Here is an 18,280-nt window from a genome sequence, read left to right on the forward strand (position 1 = left end):
TCTTTTTCAATAACAAAGTTGCACCTCAATGAAATGCTACTTTATGGCAGGATTATCAGGGATAATAGCCTATCCGCCATTTGCTTGAGTGCTTGACTATGTATGACGATTATGATGATTTTGAAGATGATCAACCAGTCAGACGGCTTAAATCGAATATCAAACAACAGACTTTAGGCAAACGTATCCTTGAAGATGCGCAAAGCTATTTAGATCAGATCTCACAAGGCGAACATACATTTTTAATCAATATCTTACGTGAACTCGCACAGCAGGATGAGTATTTTAATGTGTGGGCAGATCAGCTCGATCAACCTGTCGGTTCAAAAGTGGCCAATGATGCCTTAAACCTGATGCATTTTTGGCAACAGATTCATGCCTATGAAGATGTTAAAGCCTTTAACCTACTCGATGTCATCAATAGTGAAGACTTCCAAAAAGACGTACTGACTGCTTTTGATGCGATGCAAATAGATGAAGCCCATAAAGCCTTACGCCGTCCCGTGATTGTTGAAGCCTTTAAAATGTATAAATTGGGCTGTTATGCAGGTTGTGTACCTTTGCTCTATGCACAGCTTGAAGGTTTACTCACCGACGTCTTAATCCAACAAGGTTTCTTAAAGCAAAACGGCACCAAGTTTGTCGATGTCTACAAAATCGTTCCCGGTTTAAAGGGAAATGAAATTAAGAGTCTATGGCATAAATCTAAAATCGCTGCAGAACTGAATCCATACTTTGCAGAGCTGGCTGCCTATAAGATGGATTCTAGTTCGAACGTCACTGCAACACGCCACAACATTTTGCATGGTACAGATGTGGCACATTTCACCCAAGCGCGCAGTTTTATCCTGTTTATCTGGTTGTTCTCGGTAGTAAGTTTTATGAGTACCGTGCGTGCTTAAACTAAGGTCGTTTGATACCTTTAGTTTTATTCATTCTATAAACGTTTAATGTAGATCGATCATAAGCATCCTTTAGCTTGAAAAATCAAGCTATGACAGTATTTGAGTAGGCAGGCTAAAGGAAATACGATGTCATGATGACAGTAAAATACTAACCGATGGTGCAAGAAATAAGATAAATAGAATCTTCAAAATACAGAGCACAATCTCGTCCAGGGTAGTGATGAAAATTTAAGATCGTAAGGTTTGTGCTATCTGATGCGATGATCAGCAACAACATGTACAGGCTTTGTTGCAGTTTGCTTAATTCACCCGATTCATTCTCTGCTTTATGCTAAATAATTGTCTGATAACTTATATGACTTACCTAAGGAGGGTACTCATGACTCAGAATAACCAGACAAGTACTTCTAAGCAGAACCAAGATAAACAGCAACATGCACGTGAAATGCATGATCAAATTGAAAAAGAGCAAAAGCAAAACGAGATCGACAAGCAGCACAAACAGGAACATCAGGAAGTACTAGAGGCTCAGAAGAACGGGTCGGATAATAAATCTGAAAAGCAGAGTGCTAAAGACTCAGATAGTGAGCAATCAGATAAAAAAAATGAAACGACCAAGATGGATGACTTAAAAGCCAAGGCGATTGCTATTGGTGAAGAGCTATTACAGAAAGGCGAAAAGATTCTGAATGAGCTAAAAAATGGCAAGTCTGAAGTCAAGCAGAATGATGATATAGATGATTCCAAACAGGCTGCGCATAAAGATGAAAAATCAGACCAGCAACATGGCAATAATGGTCAAGATCAGCAGGATCGTATGACGCATCTAAAAGATGAAGCCTTACATAAGTTTGATGATACCAAACAGAAGATTACTGAATTGGTGAATGAAGCTTCTGTCAAACTGGCTGAGCTGAAACAGATGGCCACCGATACAATGACTAAAATGAAAGAGAATTCATCTAAAGATCAAGACGCTAAAGATGACACCTCTAAGGAGAATACGTCTGATAAAAAAGAGGCTGCCAAAGATAAGGATTCAGAATCTGATGCAGACCAGTCTAAACAGGATCAAGGCAAAAACACCAAGGACCAGCAAGATAAGTCCGAACACAATAAAAATCATAAATAAGCTTTGATCGCACTGCCACTTCAACCATAACAGGGTTGAGGTGGCTGAATCTAATCAGACTCTTATTATAAAAATAATTATTCGCATACTAAAAACTACTTTATTTCTTATTCTCTTTCACTTTCCATTATTTCTATTCGCCACAAATTAATAAAACCAAGTAAAATGGTTGGAAATTGAAAATATCTCCCTCATCTTAATGGGCAGAATGCTTAACCTTAAGTGAAAAGCCCGTTAAACTAAGCTATTTAGATATCGATCTACATTTTTGGAGTAACCTATGTCGTGGCTTTCTTCGCTTAAATCGGTTTTTTCGCCTTCCAAGGAGGTGAACGAAGAAGCTGTGCAGAATGTACTGCAAAATTATATCTTGCCAAATTCTAACAATGCCTTGAAAGATCGGATTACTCAGGTCAATGTACAAGGTGAGATTTTACAGATCACGATTAATACCTATCCTGAAGAAAAAGAGCAGCTACAGCAGATTCATGATGAACTGGCTGACGCATTGGAAAAATGTGGCATCAAAGAACTCAATATGCATGTGATCCAGCAAAAAACGGGGCATAAAAAAGAGAGCGGGTGCGGGCATCATCATGCTGAAGGTGAAAGCTGCTCTAGCCAGCCGCAAACCACAGTAGCACCAAAATCGAATTTACCACCCGTGGTGGATGCATCTGCAAGCACTGATGCTGTAAAGCAGGCGAATGAAAATTATCAACCTCAACAAGAAGAAGCGCCTATTCAAAAAGCTGCCCCGCAACAGCGTGATGTGCCGAAGCATCCACGTATTCAAAATGTGATTCTGGTGTCTTCTGGTAAAGGTGGTGTGGGTAAATCAACCACAACAGTGAACCTGGCCTTGGCTTTACAAAAACTGGGTCTAAAAGTCGGTGTACTGGATGCGGATATTTATGGTCCAAGTATTCCAACAATGCTCGGTAATGCGGGTAAAACTCCGATGATTGAAGCTGAAAACTTTGTACCATTAGATGCCTATGGCCTGGCGGTGCTATCAATTGGTCATTTAACTGGTGATCACAATACACCAGTGGCATGGCGTGGTCCAAAGGCAACGGGTGCATTAATGCAATTGTTTAATCAGACACTTTGGCCAGATCTTGATGTCTTGATGATTGATATGCCGCCAGGTACAGGGGATATCCAGTTGACTCTAGCGCAGCGTATCCCAGTCACTGGCGCAGTGATTGTGACAACGCCACAAAATGTGGCATTACTGGACGCTACCAAAGGAATTGAACTGTTTAACCGTGTACAGATTCCAGTCATGGGTGTGATTGAAAATATGTCGACTCATATCTGTTCAAATTGCGGCTATGAAGAACAGATTTTTGGTACGGGTGGTGGCGATAAATTGTCAGAACAGTACAATATTCCACTACTTGGCCGTCTGCCTTTAAATGCTGTAATTCGTGAAAATGCCGATGCCGGAACGCCGTCAGTGATCGCTGGAGATGAGGCTGCTGATAGCTATATGGCGATTGCCGAAAAGATTGCAGCCAAACTGCCAAAGGCTCAAAAAGATCATTCTCGTATTTTCTAATAGAGATCATTGATTAAAACCTCAGTCCAGGCTGGGGTTTTTTATGTTAAAGCTGACAGTAAAATGAAAGTATTCGCTAGCAAGTAGGTCCAATAAAAGCAAGAAAATAAATTAAGACAATAAGTGGAAATAAACTGAGTGACTTTAAAAGATTTGAAGATGAAAAAATCAGAAATGTATTATTAGATAAATCATTTTAAAGATATAAAAATTTAATTTTTGCGTTAGTGTTTTTTATAGAATTTTCTCATGAATAAGTGGGAGTCAACTAAAATGACTCTATCGTATATCACTTAATCTTAGCATTTTTTTCATATAAGTATTTGAATTTAATTTATAATTTAAATTATTCCAAAAAATTATAATTCTTCTTACAAATAAGATTTTGCAGGTAAAAATATTCTGATCTATGCTGCAAGCATTACAGCGAGGTCAACCCATGATTTCTTGGTTATTTATTGGTTTAGTAGTCACAATTTTACTGACTCCAGGCCCAACTAATACCTTATTGGCATCTTCCGGGATCCATGCTGGTTTTAGGAAATCATTTTATCTTATTCCTGCTGAAGCGTTAGGCTATCTGCTTGCGATCAGTTTTTGGGGAATCCTGATTGGCAAGATTTCAACCCATCTGCCAGCTTTACCGAATATCCTGAAATTATTTAGCGCCTGTTATATTCTCTATTTGGCAATCAGATTATGGCGTACAGCAGAAATTGCTGACAGTTTAAGTCAATTCACCATTCGTGCCAGAGAGTTATTTTTAGCAACTTTACTGAACCCTAAGGCCTTATTGTTTGCATCGGCAATTTTCCCCGTAATTGCATGGCAGAACAGTTATTACTATGTCGTACATATGCTGATGTTTATAGGACTATTAATTCCAATTGCAGTTTTATGGACATTCTTCGGTACTTTACTGGGTCGTAATAATAATCGTTGGCTCAACCAAAAAAATATGCAAAAGACCGCATCATTGGTACTGATGAGCTTTTCTGTACCGCTGAGTTATTCAGCGATTATGAGTCTGTAACTTCACTCAAAAAATCTTATTAAAATTTCAAAGTAGCATCAAGAAAGAACACTTATTTTCATTGAGGTGAATTTCAGTTAAAGTACGTCGCAATAACTGAATTTAAGATTTTTGGATTAGTACCAATGGCAATTAAGTCTGATCGCTGGATTCGCGAAATGAGCGAAAAGCATGGCATGATCGAACCCTATGCAGAGAACCAGGTTCGTTTTGATGAGAATGGTGAAAAACTCATTTCTTATGGTGTATCAAGCTATGGTTATGATGTTCGTTGTGCACGTGAATTCAAGGTATTTACCAATGTGCATTCTGCGATTGTAGACCCGAAACACTTCGACGAGAAAAGCTTTATCGACATCGAATCTGATGTATGTATTATCCCGCCTAACTCATTTGCGCTTGCACGTACTGTAGAATATTTCCGTATTCCACGTAATGTACTGACTGTTTGTCTGGGTAAATCTACCTATGCGCGTTGCGGTATTATTGTGAATGTGACCCCACTTGAACCAGAGTGGGAAGGTCATGTCACCCTTGAGTTCTCTAATACGACGAACCTTCCTGCACGTATCTATGCGGGTGAAGGGGTAGCACAGATGCTGTTCTTTGAATCTGATGAAGTTTGTGAAACTTCATACAAAGACCGCGGCGGGAAGTATCAGGGCCAGACTGGTGTGACTTTGCCAAAAGCATAATTAGTTTAAAGTATTGAATAAACGGGGCTTAAGGTCCCGTTTATTTTTTGAGTTTTCATTCATCGGAAACTTGGCTATTCAGCACTTTGCTTTTTGCATCTGAATGGAAAATAAGCATAATGGATGAGGATTACACATTAAAAAATACATTGCTGAAAGCTATGTAGCATAAAAATTAAATACTACAAAAAGTAAGCGATGGCTGGAAGCCAAAGAAGAAAGATGCGGAGCATCATATAAAAAGGAAGAATGAGATGAATTTTTGTCATGATCATATCAGACTTAAACAAACCTGCCTCGTATCTGCGCTGGCACTGGTTTATGCTCAGTCAAGTTTTGCCTTGCAGGAAATGTCAGAGGACTCAATGTCTGAGAGCACAGGTGCTGGCATTGCTTTAGTACTTGATGATTTTAAGATGGTCTTTCAGGGGCCAAATGACGTATCGACTACTTCCGCCTATGACCAGCTCAAAATACCATTTAAGCCTGGCCCAAATGCTAGTCCTAGTGAGCTGAGTACTTATAATGAAGCCCTATTAAATTATAAAAATGCTTCACAAAATGATACTGGATTTATTCGTATTATCCCTACTGGGGAAAATTATAATCAATTAGGGCAACGAGCCTATAATAAAATTTATTCTGATAACTATAATCAAGCGGTCCTAGAGGGTAAAGCTGAGCATAATTATAATGCTATCTATAAGAACACCTATGATACTGCTTATGAAACTAATTTTAATAGCTTACTTGAAAGTTATACGAAAGATATTCCAACCAATGTTGAAAAAAGACGAGATACATTTGAAAGGGATGTGTTTAATGAGTTTTATAACTCAGCCGAAATGCGGCGTTATTACCAACAACGTTATGATGATTATCAGAGAAATTCAGGGCTGCCATCTGGACCAGAGAATGATGGGACACAGGAAGAGTATCTGGTATGGAATCCGCTGAAGCTCGAGGCCATTAATGCTCAGGCAACAGACTTCGCAGAAAGTAATACTAGGGAAATGGTTGAATTGCTTTATGGCAGTCGATCAGATGAATCTATTCCAACTTCAACATTTTTACAAAGTTTGGGTTCTAATTTTGTACGAAGCAACCAAATTTCATCTAAAGCAACAGATCTGATTGCCGCTGCAATTCTTGAGGAGGAGCGGTTAGCTACTTTAAGAGCTGAAAACAATGCCGATCTTAAAGCGGAAGAGGAAGCGAAAAAAGCTACAGAAGCATTATATAAGTTAATTGTTAATGAAGCTGTTCAGGCTGCGCAGGCTGCAGCAATCAATAGTTCTGCACGTTCTTTAAGAACTAAAGCAGATGTTTTTATCTATGGTTTGGCACTTTCTAAAAGCGATGGTTCTTTAAGTACTCGTTATAGTAATCAAGGATTTAATTGGGGAACAGCAAGTAATCCATGGCTATTTCGTGCGGGTACAGAAAATGTCAGACAATTTAAAGATAAAGCAGAGAATTTGGGATACTTGGCATTAGAAGCTCCCTTGGCCAAAACAGCGTTAGAAGATCCGGCGAATATAGAAAATACATCTTTTAATATTAAACTTGGATTTTGGTCAGACATTTTCTCTCGTGAGTTAAATTCTAGTCGTGAAGTAAATCCAATTACTGGTGCTCCCATTTCTGGTCTGGACAAAGAGTATCGCTTGCGTACCCAATTTATTGCTAATGGTTTAAGTTTAAATGGTTCGCAAGTGCGTATGTTCCAGACTTTAGAGTCTGATAACAAGAACTATAACCAGACATTCGGTATGGCAAGCCTACTCCGTTTAAATACCAACGATAATCCTGCTGATTTAAGTATCAGACAGACAGATCTAGATCGTAAAGGGATTCGTATAGGCACGGCAACTTTAGATGATTTGGATAGTGAAGTGGCAACCCCGGCAATGAAACGTGGTTCACTGGCACCTATTTTTCATAATACCGAAGGATTATATTTATATAGCCCGAATATCAACTTGGTACTCGGAAATATGTACCAACCATTTATTGTGGGTTCGGAAGGTAATAACATTATTCTAGAAGTAACTCGAATTCCTAAAGTTGCTTCGATTTATAACCAGATTTATCAAAACTATGGTGATGGACTGGGAACAAGTGATCTAAAGGGTTCTACTTGTAATGTCAACTCATGCGGTACAGCTATTGATATCAAGGGAACAAGTTATCAAGGACGTAATGCGACTCACAGTAGTATCGCTATTGGAACGACAGAACGCTTGTCGAATAACATGTTAAGAGCTAAAGATGGAGCTGATGCGACAGGTGTAGTTTTTAAAGGCGTTGATGGATCAATAAAAAATTTAGGTTCTGTCGCAATTGATGGTGTTCTGATTCAACACCTGAAAATTAGAACTACTGGGTTATAAGGGAGTATGGCAATGTTAAATAGACTTTTTCTCACCTTAAGCCTTGGTATAGCACTCTCTAGTCATGCCAATCTGGTAAGTATGTCCACTGCACAGTTAAATGAAACTACGGGTCAGGGAGGAGCAGATTTGAGTTGGACGCTTTCTTTAAACCATGTCTATGCAACAGATATGTCTAAGGAAGATATATACAATAGAAATAATCCACTTGAAGTTTTTTATAAATTGAACCCCACTGCATGCGGTGATGATAAAAAATTCTGTCGTCTCGCTATTTCTCCAAATAACCATGTTGATGCTCAAGGAAATAAAAAATGGCTCGTATTCAAAGGTATTCAAGGAACAATTCAGATTGATAAATTTTCTATAGACGGTACTACAATTATTAATCATCAAAATAATGCTCAATCTGCTATGAAGATTACATTTTATGACGATAAACCTTTGAAAATACGTAATCTTGGTTTTGAAACCCTAGCCATTGAAACAGGTACCAGTGGTAAAGAAGGTTATGCCAATACTGGAACTTATACAACTTATATGGATCGAACTTATAAAGCAGATGGAAACCCTGCCGAGGTAGAGCAAAATGTTCCTGATTTTGACTTAGGTGCTGAAAAAGGATTCATGGGTCTTAACATGCATGGCAATTTACATATGTCGGGAAACCTGAAGATTTTTAGCTACAACTGCACTGGTAATGGAAGTGGACGCTGTTAAGTACAGGTAGAAATAAGCACAGGAATCAAGCATGAAAAAAATAATAAAATTAAAATTGCTCACATTAAGTATCTGTTTAGCTCATCAGGCGTATGCACTTGAACAAATTGAAGAGCGTGATTTAAGTGGTGTAACTGGTCAAGATGGTATTATTATTACACATGAGATATCACATGCTACTATTAACCAGTTGAATTGGTATGATCCGAATCCTGCTGCTAACCAGAAGATGGGCTTGGGGCTACATAATGTTAAAATTAATGGTGTAGATGACAAACCAATAATAAGCCAGTTGGCAATTGATCTAGGAGGTACGGATCGAGGTACTGGATTACATATTGATGCTAGCCTAGCACCTTTTAACATAATCGCAGACTTAAATTTGGTCAAAAAGCAATGTGTTGGGAGTACGTGCTCAACGGCATTGACTCAAAGCTTAGGACAGTTGGGAATAAGCACTAAAACACCAATTGGACTTGTGTTGAAGACATCGGCAGGGCTGTTTAATATTAATGATACAGCCTATATGGATTTTCAACTTCAAAATGCCAATATTAGTCATAAACTTGGTAATAACAGCCTGATTTTAAATGATCTGAATTTTAATTTTGCTGGTTCAGGTTACATGTATCTGTCTGAACATGACGGTATTGTCTTAGCTACTAATAACGGCTTACAGGATCATTATATTGATTTAGGCCGTGTTGCAGATACGACTGATGTATCTCTTGAACGTAATAAGGCGACGAATCCTGGACTGAATCTTGACTTGCGTTATCAGGCTAATGGTCAAACAAAAAATATTATGCGCATGGGAGCATCAGGTGCACTCACTAATGCAAGGTTATCTGTAGGTGCAAATCAAGAAGGCATCACCGATTTTGGGACAGCAGGACGTTTAAATGGTGGTAATACCACCGCTAATAATAGTTATGATGCTATAGGTACAGGTGGCTTGCGTCTTGGCATGTCCGCAGAATTTAGTAGTGAGAGTGATACGAATCGTCCAGATCAGTTAAAACCAACCACACTTGAAATCGGCCATACAGGTAAAGACAGTTACGCAGTAGAGTTTTCCAATTTAAGACCATTAACAACCCATGATGCAAATGGTAGCGCACATAAAAAGAATGCTTATATTGACTTTGGTAATATCTATATTAATACCATTCAGGCGAATAACTTAGATTTCCAAATTAATAATAAAATCAAGCAAACTCTGGGCAAAGACAATAATATTATCCAGCAAATACTTTCAGATGGCCAAAATAACTCGAATTTTGCCTTAATTGCCATACGGGATATGGATTTCCAATCCATAGCGGCTAAAGCACGATTCATATCAGATAATTCACTTGCTGAACTTGGCGGTAGCGGGGGAACTTGGGGGATTGGTATTCCAATTTATAATTTAAATGCCAATGTTGCTTTGTCTGGAACACAATATGGACCTGAAGATAAATATGGTATCGCTTACAACATCACAGCTTCCACTGAAGGTTATGGCATAGACACTAAAACTAAGTTACCAAGTACTACTTCAATGATTCTGATTGATGGTCAAGATGGTGTACATGGTGAGGCGGTTAACTATTATGCTGGTTTTAGAAATATAGATGCGCTCATTCAGTCTGAAGGCGTGATAGGTTATGAGGACGAAGGTATTTATATACGAGCCGATAAATTGCTAATAGCAGCAAATGCTGAGCTGGCAATTGGTCAATTACCAGGTTCTAAGTATAACTGTCAGGTGGGTACAGGAAATAACTGTGGTCAGTTGGTGCCTTTTGATAACTTTTCCAAGCGTGATGATGTCCTCACTAATATTGCCTTTAAACTGGATGGCAAGGGGGAGTTAATGATCATTCCAGGTGTGGATCCAACACCTTCCTCTCCAAATAGCAATTTTCTCTCATTTGATGCTAACTTCAAATTTAGACCTCTAAGTGTTGAAGAAAAAGCTGATAGTAATAACTTGGGCAGTTATTTTAGTTTGAGTAATATAGATGGCCCAGAAGATAATTTGAAGACCTCAGCAATCAATTTTAATCGTATGGAAGGGCATTTAGCACTTAAAGCTAAAGTTAAGCTCAGTGCTGATACTGTGACTTTAGATAATCAAGTTCATTTGAACAAAAGCAATGATATCAATCAGCCATTTCGAACTAATTTTGCTATGTTGACTAATAATAAAATGCAAAATATGGCCAATATTGCCATTACAGGTGGCACCTTGCGCAGCACTATGGGAATCACACCGCGCTAGGCATAAATACAGGAATATAATTATGAAAAAAATGATTTTAAGCACTCTTTTTGTCTCAATTTTAGTGAGTGCTAATCCTGCTTTAGGTATGACTTCTTTGAATGATCAAGAATTGTCAGCTGTAGAAGGACAAGCTTTGTTAAATATGGAAAAAAATTACGATGCTTCACAAGGCCTGAATTTCTTTAAACTGAGTATTGAAGCGATCATGGAGCTTAATGCTAACATTAAGAGTTTGCAGCTTGGATGTGGTGGTGATAATGGTGCACAGGGTTGTGATATTGATATTTCGAATATTGCTCTCAGTGGTTATACTTCTAAGACAGATCAGACAGGAAGCCCGTTGTTTGAGGGAGATCGTGCTGCTACTAGTGCTGAGATCACCAATCCATTTCTGGAGTTTGCAATTAAAGGAGATAGTGCTGCAACGCGTGAAGTTGTAGGATTTCGCTTAGGAGCAGAAAAGATACTAGGCTTATTAACTTTAGGAACTGAAAATACGCAAAATCCAACAGATGGTATCAAAAGTTTCAGTGGGTATATGAAGATGGCACAAACTACTGGTCACTCTTTTACTAAAAAGGCAACCTTTGGCGCTAGTTCAGATCAAATCATACAAGGTAACTTGACTGCATTGGGGCAAGACCGAATTTATACCAGTAAGCCCGGTGCTGAAGGTCATACTGGTATTACTGTCCCTTCGATGCGTGCAGACTTTGTGATGCCAGAAACAATAGTAACAGGTAGGCGTATCAATTCTGCAACTGTATATGGTATTCGTTCTACTTTGAAATCTATTCCGCTTGCTGCAGCAGAATCTGGGAAATCTTTACCAGGTGAAGTGGTAGGAACTCCAGACTTTAGTAAAGATCAGTTATATGTAGAGTTTCCAGCCCTGATTAAACTTGGTTCATTAGATGTAGGGGATCACTCCTTTTTCAAAATGAGTGAAGGATCAACACTTGAGAACCTGAATTTGGATATTACTTTTGTTCAGGCACTCAATATGATTCATAATATTCCTTTAAGTGGTAGTGGTGGGTATTTATCTCTACAAAAAAATCCAGTACATTGGTTGGGTGCAGATGATGCGGATACTGCTCAATCAGGGTGGTGGATGTCTTTTAAAGATCCAATTCAACTGGGGCATTTACAGACTTTAGAACAAGTAGATGTATCTGCCGTATTGCCACAAGTTGCTGAAGCACTTACAACCGAATTAATGCAATCTTATCATAATGTTGATGTAAACTTACTTGAGGCTCTAGGCTCACTGGCAAAAGTACCTATTGAACGTAAGATGAATATTAACGTTGGTCCTTATACTAATTATACCAATGGTTCACCAGCAACTCTAACTCTAAAAAATCAGATTTTAAGTAACCAGTCAGTTACACCCAACTGTTTCGGTGGTCACAAATTCTGCTAATACAATATAAAAAAATCCCGCATTTCGTGGGATTTTTTTATATTCAGAAAAAAATTATTTTGCAATTTTTGCTAATAACTCTTCTTTAGAAAGGTTGACTGATTCAGCATCACGGCGACCTTTATATTCAAAAGTGCCTGCATCCAGACCTTTTTCACCAATCACGATACGGTGTGGAATACCAGTTAGCTCAAGGTCAGAGAATTTTACCCCTGGACGTTCATTACGATCATCCAGCAGTACGTCATAACCTGCAGCTTGAAGCTCTGCATAAAGCGCTTCAGCAGCTTCTAAAGTACGCGGTGATTTGTGCGCATTCATCGGCACAATGGCAACTTCAAATGGTGCAATTGCAGCTGGCCAGATGATGCCTTTCTCATCATAGTTTTGCTCAATTGCAGACGCAACCACACGAGTCACACCGATACCGTAACAACCCATCGTTACAGTAAATGGCTTACCATCTTCACCAAGGACTTTACAGCCTAACGCTTCTGAGTATTTTTTGCCTAACTGGAAGATATGACCGACTTCGATACCACGCTTGATTTGAAGCGTGCCTTTACCATCTGGAGATGGATCACCTTCAACTACATTACGCAGGTCATAAACCTCAGTAAATTGTGCGTCACGGTCCCAGTTTACACCAGTCGCATGCTTGTCAGCTTCGTTTGCACCCGAAACGAAGTCAGACAGTACAGAAGCAGCACGGTCAGCAATGACCGTAATCCCTTTTTCTACCAGACCTTGTGGACCTACAAAACCTGCCGTTAAGCCAAGTTCAGCAAGTTGAGCTTCAGTTGCAAACGCTAAAGGAGCAGCAATTTGTGGATGCTTTTCAGCTTTAATTTCATTCAGTTCGTGGTCGCCACGAAGGAACAAAGCAACAACTGGAGCAGGCTGATCCGCTTCTTTTGCAACGCCTTGAACGAGGAGAGCTTTCACTGAATGTGCAGGATCAGTACCCAGGAAGTGAGATACATCAGCAATGGTTTTTTGATTTGGCGTGTCAACAACTTTTAATTCTTGAGCGGGTGCAGCGCGTTCACCAACCAGAACTGCTTCAGCCATTTCGATGTTGGCTGCATAATCCGATTCAGTCGAGAATGCGATGTCATCTTCGCCGCTTGAAGCCAGGACGTGGAATTCGTGAGAACCTGAACCACCAATTGAACCAGTATCCGCCTGTACTGGACGGAAATTTAAACCTAAACGGGTAAAGATTTTGCAGTACGCATCATACATCTTGTCGTAAGTTTCTTGCAGTGATTCCTGGTCTGCGTGAAAAGAATATGCATCTTTCATGATGAATTCACGTGAACGCATTACACCAAAACGTGGACGAATTTCGTCCCGGAATTTAGTCTGTACTTGATAGAAATTGGCAGGCAATTGCTTATAGCTTTTTAACTCATTGCGCGCAAGATCAGTAATGACTTCTTCGTGTGTAGGACCAAGTACGAAATCATTGGTATGACGGTCTTTGAAACGAAGCAGTTCAGGACCATATTGAACATAACGGCCAGATTCTTCCCAAAGTGAAGCAGGCTGAGTTACCGGCATCAACACCTGTAATGAACCAGCACGATCCATTTCTTCGCGAACGATCGCTTCAACTTTATTTAATACGCGAACGCCCATCGGCAGCCAGGTATATAAACCTGAAGCCAACTTACGAATCATACCGGCACGAAGCATTAGCTGATGTGAAATAACTTCAGCATCGTTCGGGGTTTCTCTCAACGTTGCAAATAAAAAGCGACTCGCGCGCATGGAAACTGTCCTAAAAAATTAAGCGTTAAAGCAGAGATTATACAATAAAAAATGAGGTGAACATTTCAGAATGTCACCCCACTGTTATGCAATAAATTATGACATGATTTTACGTGTATGGCGCAGCATAAAATTTTTAAAGTCATCTAAATAAGTAAAGATGACTGGAACAACGACTAAGGTCAGTAGGGTAGAGGTGATCACCCCACCAATCACCGCATGTGCCATAGGTGCACTCTGTTCACCACCTTCACCGAGTCCAAGTGCCAAAGGAACCATACCCATGACCATAGCACTCGTTGTCATCAGGATTGGACGTAAACGGGTTTTACCAGAAGCGATAATGGCTTCATAGCGATCTTCACCACGGTCCATGGCTTTCTTGATGAAGTCAATCAGCAGGATAGCATTTTTGGTCACTAGACCCATCAACATAATGATCCCGATGATCGAGAACAGGTTCATGGTCGAGTTAAACAGGAACAGGGCTAGGAATACACCAATCAAGGACAAGGGCAACGAAGCCATGATCGCAGCTGGGTGAATAAAGCTGTTGAACTGTGAACCGAGTACAATATAAATGAACACGATCGATAGAGTTATCGCTGTCAGGGCATAACCTGCAGATTCAGCCATATCAGCATTGGCGCCTTGAGTGTCAAAGCTATAGCCCGGTGGTAAGTCAAAATCAGCCTGTACTTTGCTAATGTCCGTACCGATATCGCCTGCAGGACGACCAGCTGTATTGGCTTCTACCAGTACTTCACGCGCCAGATCACGGCGGTTAATCTGGGATGCTCCAAGTTTTTCCTCAAATTTTGTCACACTTGAGAGGGGAACCATGATTGGTTGACCATTCGCATCGGCCTTATTTGATGTGAGATACATATTTTGTAAGTCACTTGGTAGAGTACGTTTATCTTCAGTCAGGCGTAAATTCACGTCATAGGTTTCACCTTTCTCATCTTGCCAAGAGGTGACATCATCACCAGCAATTAATGGACGTATGACATTGGCAATCTGATTGACTGAAAGACCAAGATCACTTGCCAGTAATCGATTGACCTGTACACTCAGAGTAGGCTTGGGTTCTTTCAATGAACTCTCAAGGTCAACCACACCCTCTACTTTGCTAATCTCTGCCATAAAGCGGTCAGAAATTTTTTGTAATTCATCCAGATCTGGCCCTTTAATAGAGATCATGATGGGCTTTTGCCCACCAGAAACAGTTTCGTCTGCGGAGGCGACTGAAGTAATGGTAATCCCACCTACAGACTGCAAGCGCTCACGGAATTCATTGTTAAGGTCGTTCAGAGTTTTTTCACGTTCAGTCCGTGGCGTCACAGTGACGCGTAGACTGACATGGTTTTTGCCCCGGTCGGTAACCCCATTAATGACGCCATAAGTCGCACGTACATCCGGATGTTTACGGATGATCTGATCAACCTGCTGGAGTTTGGCTTGAGAATACTCCAGAGATGAATCAACCGGAGTTTCGAATTTAATCCGGATTTCACCTTTGTCTGGCACAGGTACAAATTCGGTACCAATCAATTTGGAAAGTCCGAGAGCACCGAATAGAGAAGCAACCGCAATCAGAATCGTGATTAATCTAAAACGCAGTGCCAGTTTGAGTAATTTCTCGTAGACATCGCTTAAGCCATCGAGCTTATTGGAAATCCAGGTAAAAAAGCGTTTTACCGCGTTGGGTTTTTTATTTGGATCCTTTTTACGCTCTGCCCAATGCGCAGACAGCATTGGATCCAGGGTAAAGCTGACAAACATGGAAATCAGCACAGCGGTACTCACCGCGACGCCAAATTGAAAGAAGAAACGACCAATAATACCGCCCATAAAAGCAACGGGTAAAAAGACTGCAACAATGGTCAGAGTTGTGGCGAGAACAGCCAGACCAATTTCTTTGGTGCCATCCAGAGCGGCAGTGACATGGTCTTTGCCCATATCACTGTGACGTACAATATTTTCCCGGACCACAATGGCATCATCAATCAACAGACCAATACTGAGCGAAAGTGCCAGCAGCGTCATCATATTGATGGTGAAACCAAAGGCCCAGATAAAGGTTAAGGTACCAAGCAGGGCAATCGGTAGAGTGAGGCCTGTAATGACTGTAGAGCGAAAAGAACCTAAAAATAGCAACACGATCAATACTGCAAGCACAGCCCCTTCAATGATGGTTCGTGCCACATCGCCAATCGTTCCACGAATGCTTTTGGAGGAATCAACCACCACTTGCAAAGTAGTACCTTGCGGGAGCTGGGCTTTAATGCTTTCTAAAGTTTTATAAGTTTCATCGACAACTTCAATAACATTAGAGTCAGAACTACGCAGAATATCGATAGCCACTGCTGCCTTGCCATCCAGGAAAGCACCTGTTTCTAGTTCGGCCTGACTATCCTCAATCTTGGCAACCTGTTTCAGGAAAATAGGCGCACCATTTTTATTAGCAATTACCAGGTCCCCAAAGGCTTGTGGATGCAGCACTTTAGAATTGATTTCAATCACCAGCTCAGAATTGCCAGATTTCAGCGTACCACCAGGAACTTCAACATTTTCAGATTTCAGTGTGTTAATGACACTGTCTACACCAATCCCAAAAGCTTGTAATTTTTGTGGTTCAACCTGAATACGGATCTGACGCTGGGCATCACCGAGCAGGTTGACTGTACCCACACCGGGAACAGTACGTAGCTGCGGCACAATACGTTGATCAAGATAAGAACTTAATGATTTGAGATCCATTTTGTCGGATTCAAATACAATCGACATGACTGCATTGGCAGATGGGTCATAACGCTCAACCACGGGTTCCTGAATTTCATCACGAAAATCAGCAGTAACAGACGCAATTTTATCTCGCACATCCTGTGCAGCAGTGGTTGATGGTACATCCAGATTAAATTCTGCCGTAATCATCGACAGGCCTTCACTGGATTGTGAAATCACTTGCTTAAGGCCAGAAATGGTATTGATCTGGTCTTCCAGTTTTTTGGTGATCTCAGATTCAACCGTTTCAGGAGAAGCACCTGGATAGTTGGTATAGACCACCACAAAGGGAAAATCCACATCTGGAAACTCTTCCACACCCATACGTTGCCAGGAAGCGAGGCCCAGTACCATCAGACAGAACATCATCATGATGGTAAATACAGGAAACTTCACACTAATACGCGTCAACCACATCTTGATAATCCTTTTATGATTTTAGTTCTGACCAAGGGTGACGGTTTTATTAATATCGGCATCTGTGAAGCTGATTCGGCTGACCCGATCACTACTTTCAAGTCCGCGAACGACGGCAAGATTATCGTTATAACGTTGTTCTAGTACATCCACATTCACTTTGATGATCTTATTCTGGCGAACAGCCCAAACATAAGGCTTGTTCTGAATATCCCGAATAGTATCCAGAGGTATCAGTTGTCCGGAAATCTGACGAGCACTGAGAATCTCGCCATCCACAAAGGAGCCGATACTTAAAGAAGTAATGGTTTCATTTGGACGAGCAAAGAATTCAATCTGACGACTGGCCTGATCTGCAATAGGAGAGATCCGACTGATACTGGCAGTAAGCAGGTTTGGATTGCCCTGAATACGGTATTCAATTTTACTGCCAGTTTTCAGGTCAGCCTGCATGTCGCTCGGCACTTTAGCCTGAATTTCCAGTTGATCTGGATCGACAATTTCAAAAATGGTTTGACCGGGAGCGACAGTCTGACCTGGCTCAACCTGACGTTGGGTAATTACCCCACTAATCGGGCTGCTAATGATGCCATCCCGATCTGCCTTTTGTGCAATATCGACATTGGCCTGTTGTGCACGAACATTTTCTAATTGTGTTTGATAGTCGACACGGCTTTGTTCATATTCAGCTTTGGAAATAAAACCTTGATTGAGTAGGCGCTGCTTACGTTCCATCATGAGGCGTGCCTGATTCGCCTGTGCTTGAGCCGATGCACGATTGGCCTGGGCCTGTGCAAGACGCGCAGTATTGTCTTGATTATTCAGGCGAACCAGCACCTGACCTTTCTGAACGCGTTGCCCGACTTGAGCATTGACACTGGTCGCTGTAGCGGTCACCTGAGCCTGAATGCTACTTTGATTTACCGCACGGATAGTCCCGGTAAATGCTGTTTTTTGCACAGCATTGCCTGTCTTTACCTCAATCAGGTCTTGAGCAATCAGTTCTACAGTGTTTTGATTTTTTGATGGCGTTGAATCAGCTGTTTCTTGTTTATTACATGCAGTTAAGAGCAGACTCATACAGAGTAGACTCATGACAAAAGTAGAGCGACTGGTATTATTTTTCGAAAAATAAGTATGCTGTGCAGGGTGCATAGGAGTCCTTT

12 protein-coding genes are annotated in these 18,280 nt (G+C 40.6%); 9 read left to right on the top strand and 3 right to left on the bottom strand.

The genetic code is table 11. From position 1 onward, the window contains the following. The first annotated feature begins 98 nt into the window (after positions 1-98). From ACTJIX_RS02700 to ACTJIX_RS02740, 9 genes are all read left to right on the top strand, one after another. On the top strand, positions 99-902 hold the full coding sequence (locus ACTJIX_RS02700; RefSeq protein WP_108675439.1) for a hypothetical protein: 804 nt from the start codon (positions 99-101) through the stop codon (positions 900-902). A 382-nt stretch (positions 903-1,284) separates the two neighbouring features. Continuing rightward, positions 1,285-2,037, top strand: a complete 753-nt coding sequence (locus ACTJIX_RS02705; protein ID WP_108675438.1) for a hypothetical protein — start codon at positions 1,285-1,287, stop codon at positions 2,035-2,037. Between the two features lie 280 nt (positions 2,038-2,317). Further along, on the top strand, positions 2,318-3,601 hold the full coding sequence (gene apbC / locus ACTJIX_RS02710; RefSeq protein WP_108675437.1) for an iron-sulfur cluster carrier protein ApbC: 1,284 nt from the start codon (positions 2,318-2,320) through the stop codon (positions 3,599-3,601). A gap of 439 nt (positions 3,602-4,040) precedes the next feature. After that, positions 4,041-4,634, top strand: a complete 594-nt coding sequence (locus tag ACTJIX_RS02715; protein WP_045796330.1) for a LysE family translocator — start codon at positions 4,041-4,043, stop codon at positions 4,632-4,634. Positions 4,635-4,759: 125 nt separating this feature from the next. Continuing rightward, positions 4,760-5,329 (top strand): dCTP deaminase, encoded by a 570-nt coding sequence (gene dcd, locus ACTJIX_RS02720; RefSeq protein ID WP_004814752.1) that lies wholly within the window; start codon positions 4,760-4,762, stop codon positions 5,327-5,329. A gap of 254 nt (positions 5,330-5,583) precedes the next feature. Continuing rightward, the gene (locus ACTJIX_RS02725) at positions 5,584-7,722 is read left to right on the top strand and encodes a hypothetical protein (RefSeq protein WP_076754045.1); all 2,139 of its coding nucleotides are present in this window, start codon (positions 5,584-5,586) and stop codon (positions 7,720-7,722) included. Between the two features lie 12 nt (positions 7,723-7,734). After that, positions 7,735-8,442 carry a hypothetical protein gene (locus ACTJIX_RS02730; RefSeq protein ID WP_108675432.1) on the top strand — a complete coding sequence of 236 codons (708 nt, stop codon included), beginning with the start codon at positions 7,735-7,737 and terminating at the stop codon, positions 8,440-8,442. Between the two features lie 31 nt (positions 8,443-8,473). Then, positions 8,474-10,708 (top strand): DUF6160 family protein, encoded by a 2,235-nt coding sequence (locus ACTJIX_RS02735; RefSeq protein WP_108675431.1) that lies wholly within the window; start codon positions 8,474-8,476, stop codon positions 10,706-10,708. Positions 10,709-10,730: 22 nt separating this feature from the next. Next, the gene (locus ACTJIX_RS02740) at positions 10,731-12,137 is read left to right on the top strand and encodes a hypothetical protein (RefSeq protein ID WP_108675430.1); all 1,407 of its coding nucleotides are present in this window, start codon (positions 10,731-10,733) and stop codon (positions 12,135-12,137) included. A 54-nt stretch (positions 12,138-12,191) separates the two neighbouring features. On the opposite strand, the gene ACTJIX_RS02745 is transcribed toward ACTJIX_RS02740, so the two are convergent. The 3 genes from ACTJIX_RS02745 to ACTJIX_RS02755 form a co-directional block, all read right to left on the bottom strand. Continuing rightward, positions 12,192-13,910: a proline--tRNA ligase gene (locus ACTJIX_RS02745; RefSeq protein ID WP_004891776.1), complete on the bottom strand. Its 1,719-nt coding sequence runs from the start codon at positions 13,908-13,910 to the stop codon at positions 12,192-12,194. 96 nt (positions 13,911-14,006) lie between these two features. After that, positions 14,007-17,114: an efflux RND transporter permease subunit gene (locus tag ACTJIX_RS02750; RefSeq protein ID WP_262467864.1), complete on the bottom strand. Its 3,108-nt coding sequence runs from the start codon at positions 17,112-17,114 to the stop codon at positions 14,007-14,009. Between the two features lie 21 nt (positions 17,115-17,135). Further along, a complete protein-coding gene (locus ACTJIX_RS02755; RefSeq protein ID WP_004891781.1) occupies positions 17,136-18,269 on the bottom strand; it encodes an efflux RND transporter periplasmic adaptor subunit in 1,134 nt (377 codons plus the stop codon). Positions 18,270-18,280 lie beyond the last annotated feature (11 nt).

The sequence above is a fragment of the Acinetobacter sp. 22323 genome, from assembly GCF_052044895.1.
GTDB lineage: Bacteria > Pseudomonadota > Gammaproteobacteria > Pseudomonadales > Moraxellaceae > Acinetobacter > Acinetobacter schindleri.

Bases quoted from the DNA above. Each gene is read 5' to 3' on its own strand.
- ACTJIX_RS02725 (WP_076754045.1), top strand. From the start codon at position 5,584: ATGAATTTTTGTCATGATCATATCAGACTTAAACAAACCTGCCTCGTA.
- ACTJIX_RS02735 (WP_108675431.1), top strand. From the start codon at position 8,474: ATGAAAAAAATAATAAAATTAAAATTGCTCACATTAAGTATCTGTTTA.
- ACTJIX_RS02705 (WP_108675438.1), top strand. From the start codon at position 1,285: ATGACTCAGAATAACCAGACAAGTACTTCTAAGCAGAACCAAGATAAA.
- ACTJIX_RS02755 (WP_004891781.1), bottom strand. From the start codon at position 18,269: ATGCACCCTGCACAGCATACTTATTTTTCGAAAAATAATACCAGTCGC.
- ACTJIX_RS02730 (WP_108675432.1), top strand. From the start codon at position 7,735: ATGTTAAATAGACTTTTTCTCACCTTAAGCCTTGGTATAGCACTCTCT.
- ACTJIX_RS02740 (WP_108675430.1), top strand. From the start codon at position 10,731: ATGAAAAAAATGATTTTAAGCACTCTTTTTGTCTCAATTTTAGTGAGT.
- ACTJIX_RS02745 (WP_004891776.1), bottom strand. From the start codon at position 13,910: ATGCGCGCGAGTCGCTTTTTATTTGCAACGTTGAGAGAAACCCCGAAC.
- ACTJIX_RS02715 (WP_045796330.1), top strand. From the start codon at position 4,041: ATGATTTCTTGGTTATTTATTGGTTTAGTAGTCACAATTTTACTGACT.
- apbC (WP_108675437.1), top strand. From the start codon at position 2,318: ATGTCGTGGCTTTCTTCGCTTAAATCGGTTTTTTCGCCTTCCAAGGAG.
- ACTJIX_RS02700 (WP_108675439.1), top strand. From the start codon at position 99: ATGTATGACGATTATGATGATTTTGAAGATGATCAACCAGTCAGACGG.
- dcd (WP_004814752.1), top strand. From the start codon at position 4,760: ATGGCAATTAAGTCTGATCGCTGGATTCGCGAAATGAGCGAAAAGCAT.
- ACTJIX_RS02750 (WP_262467864.1), bottom strand. From the start codon at position 17,114: ATGTGGTTGACGCGTATTAGTGTGAAGTTTCCTGTATTTACCATCATG.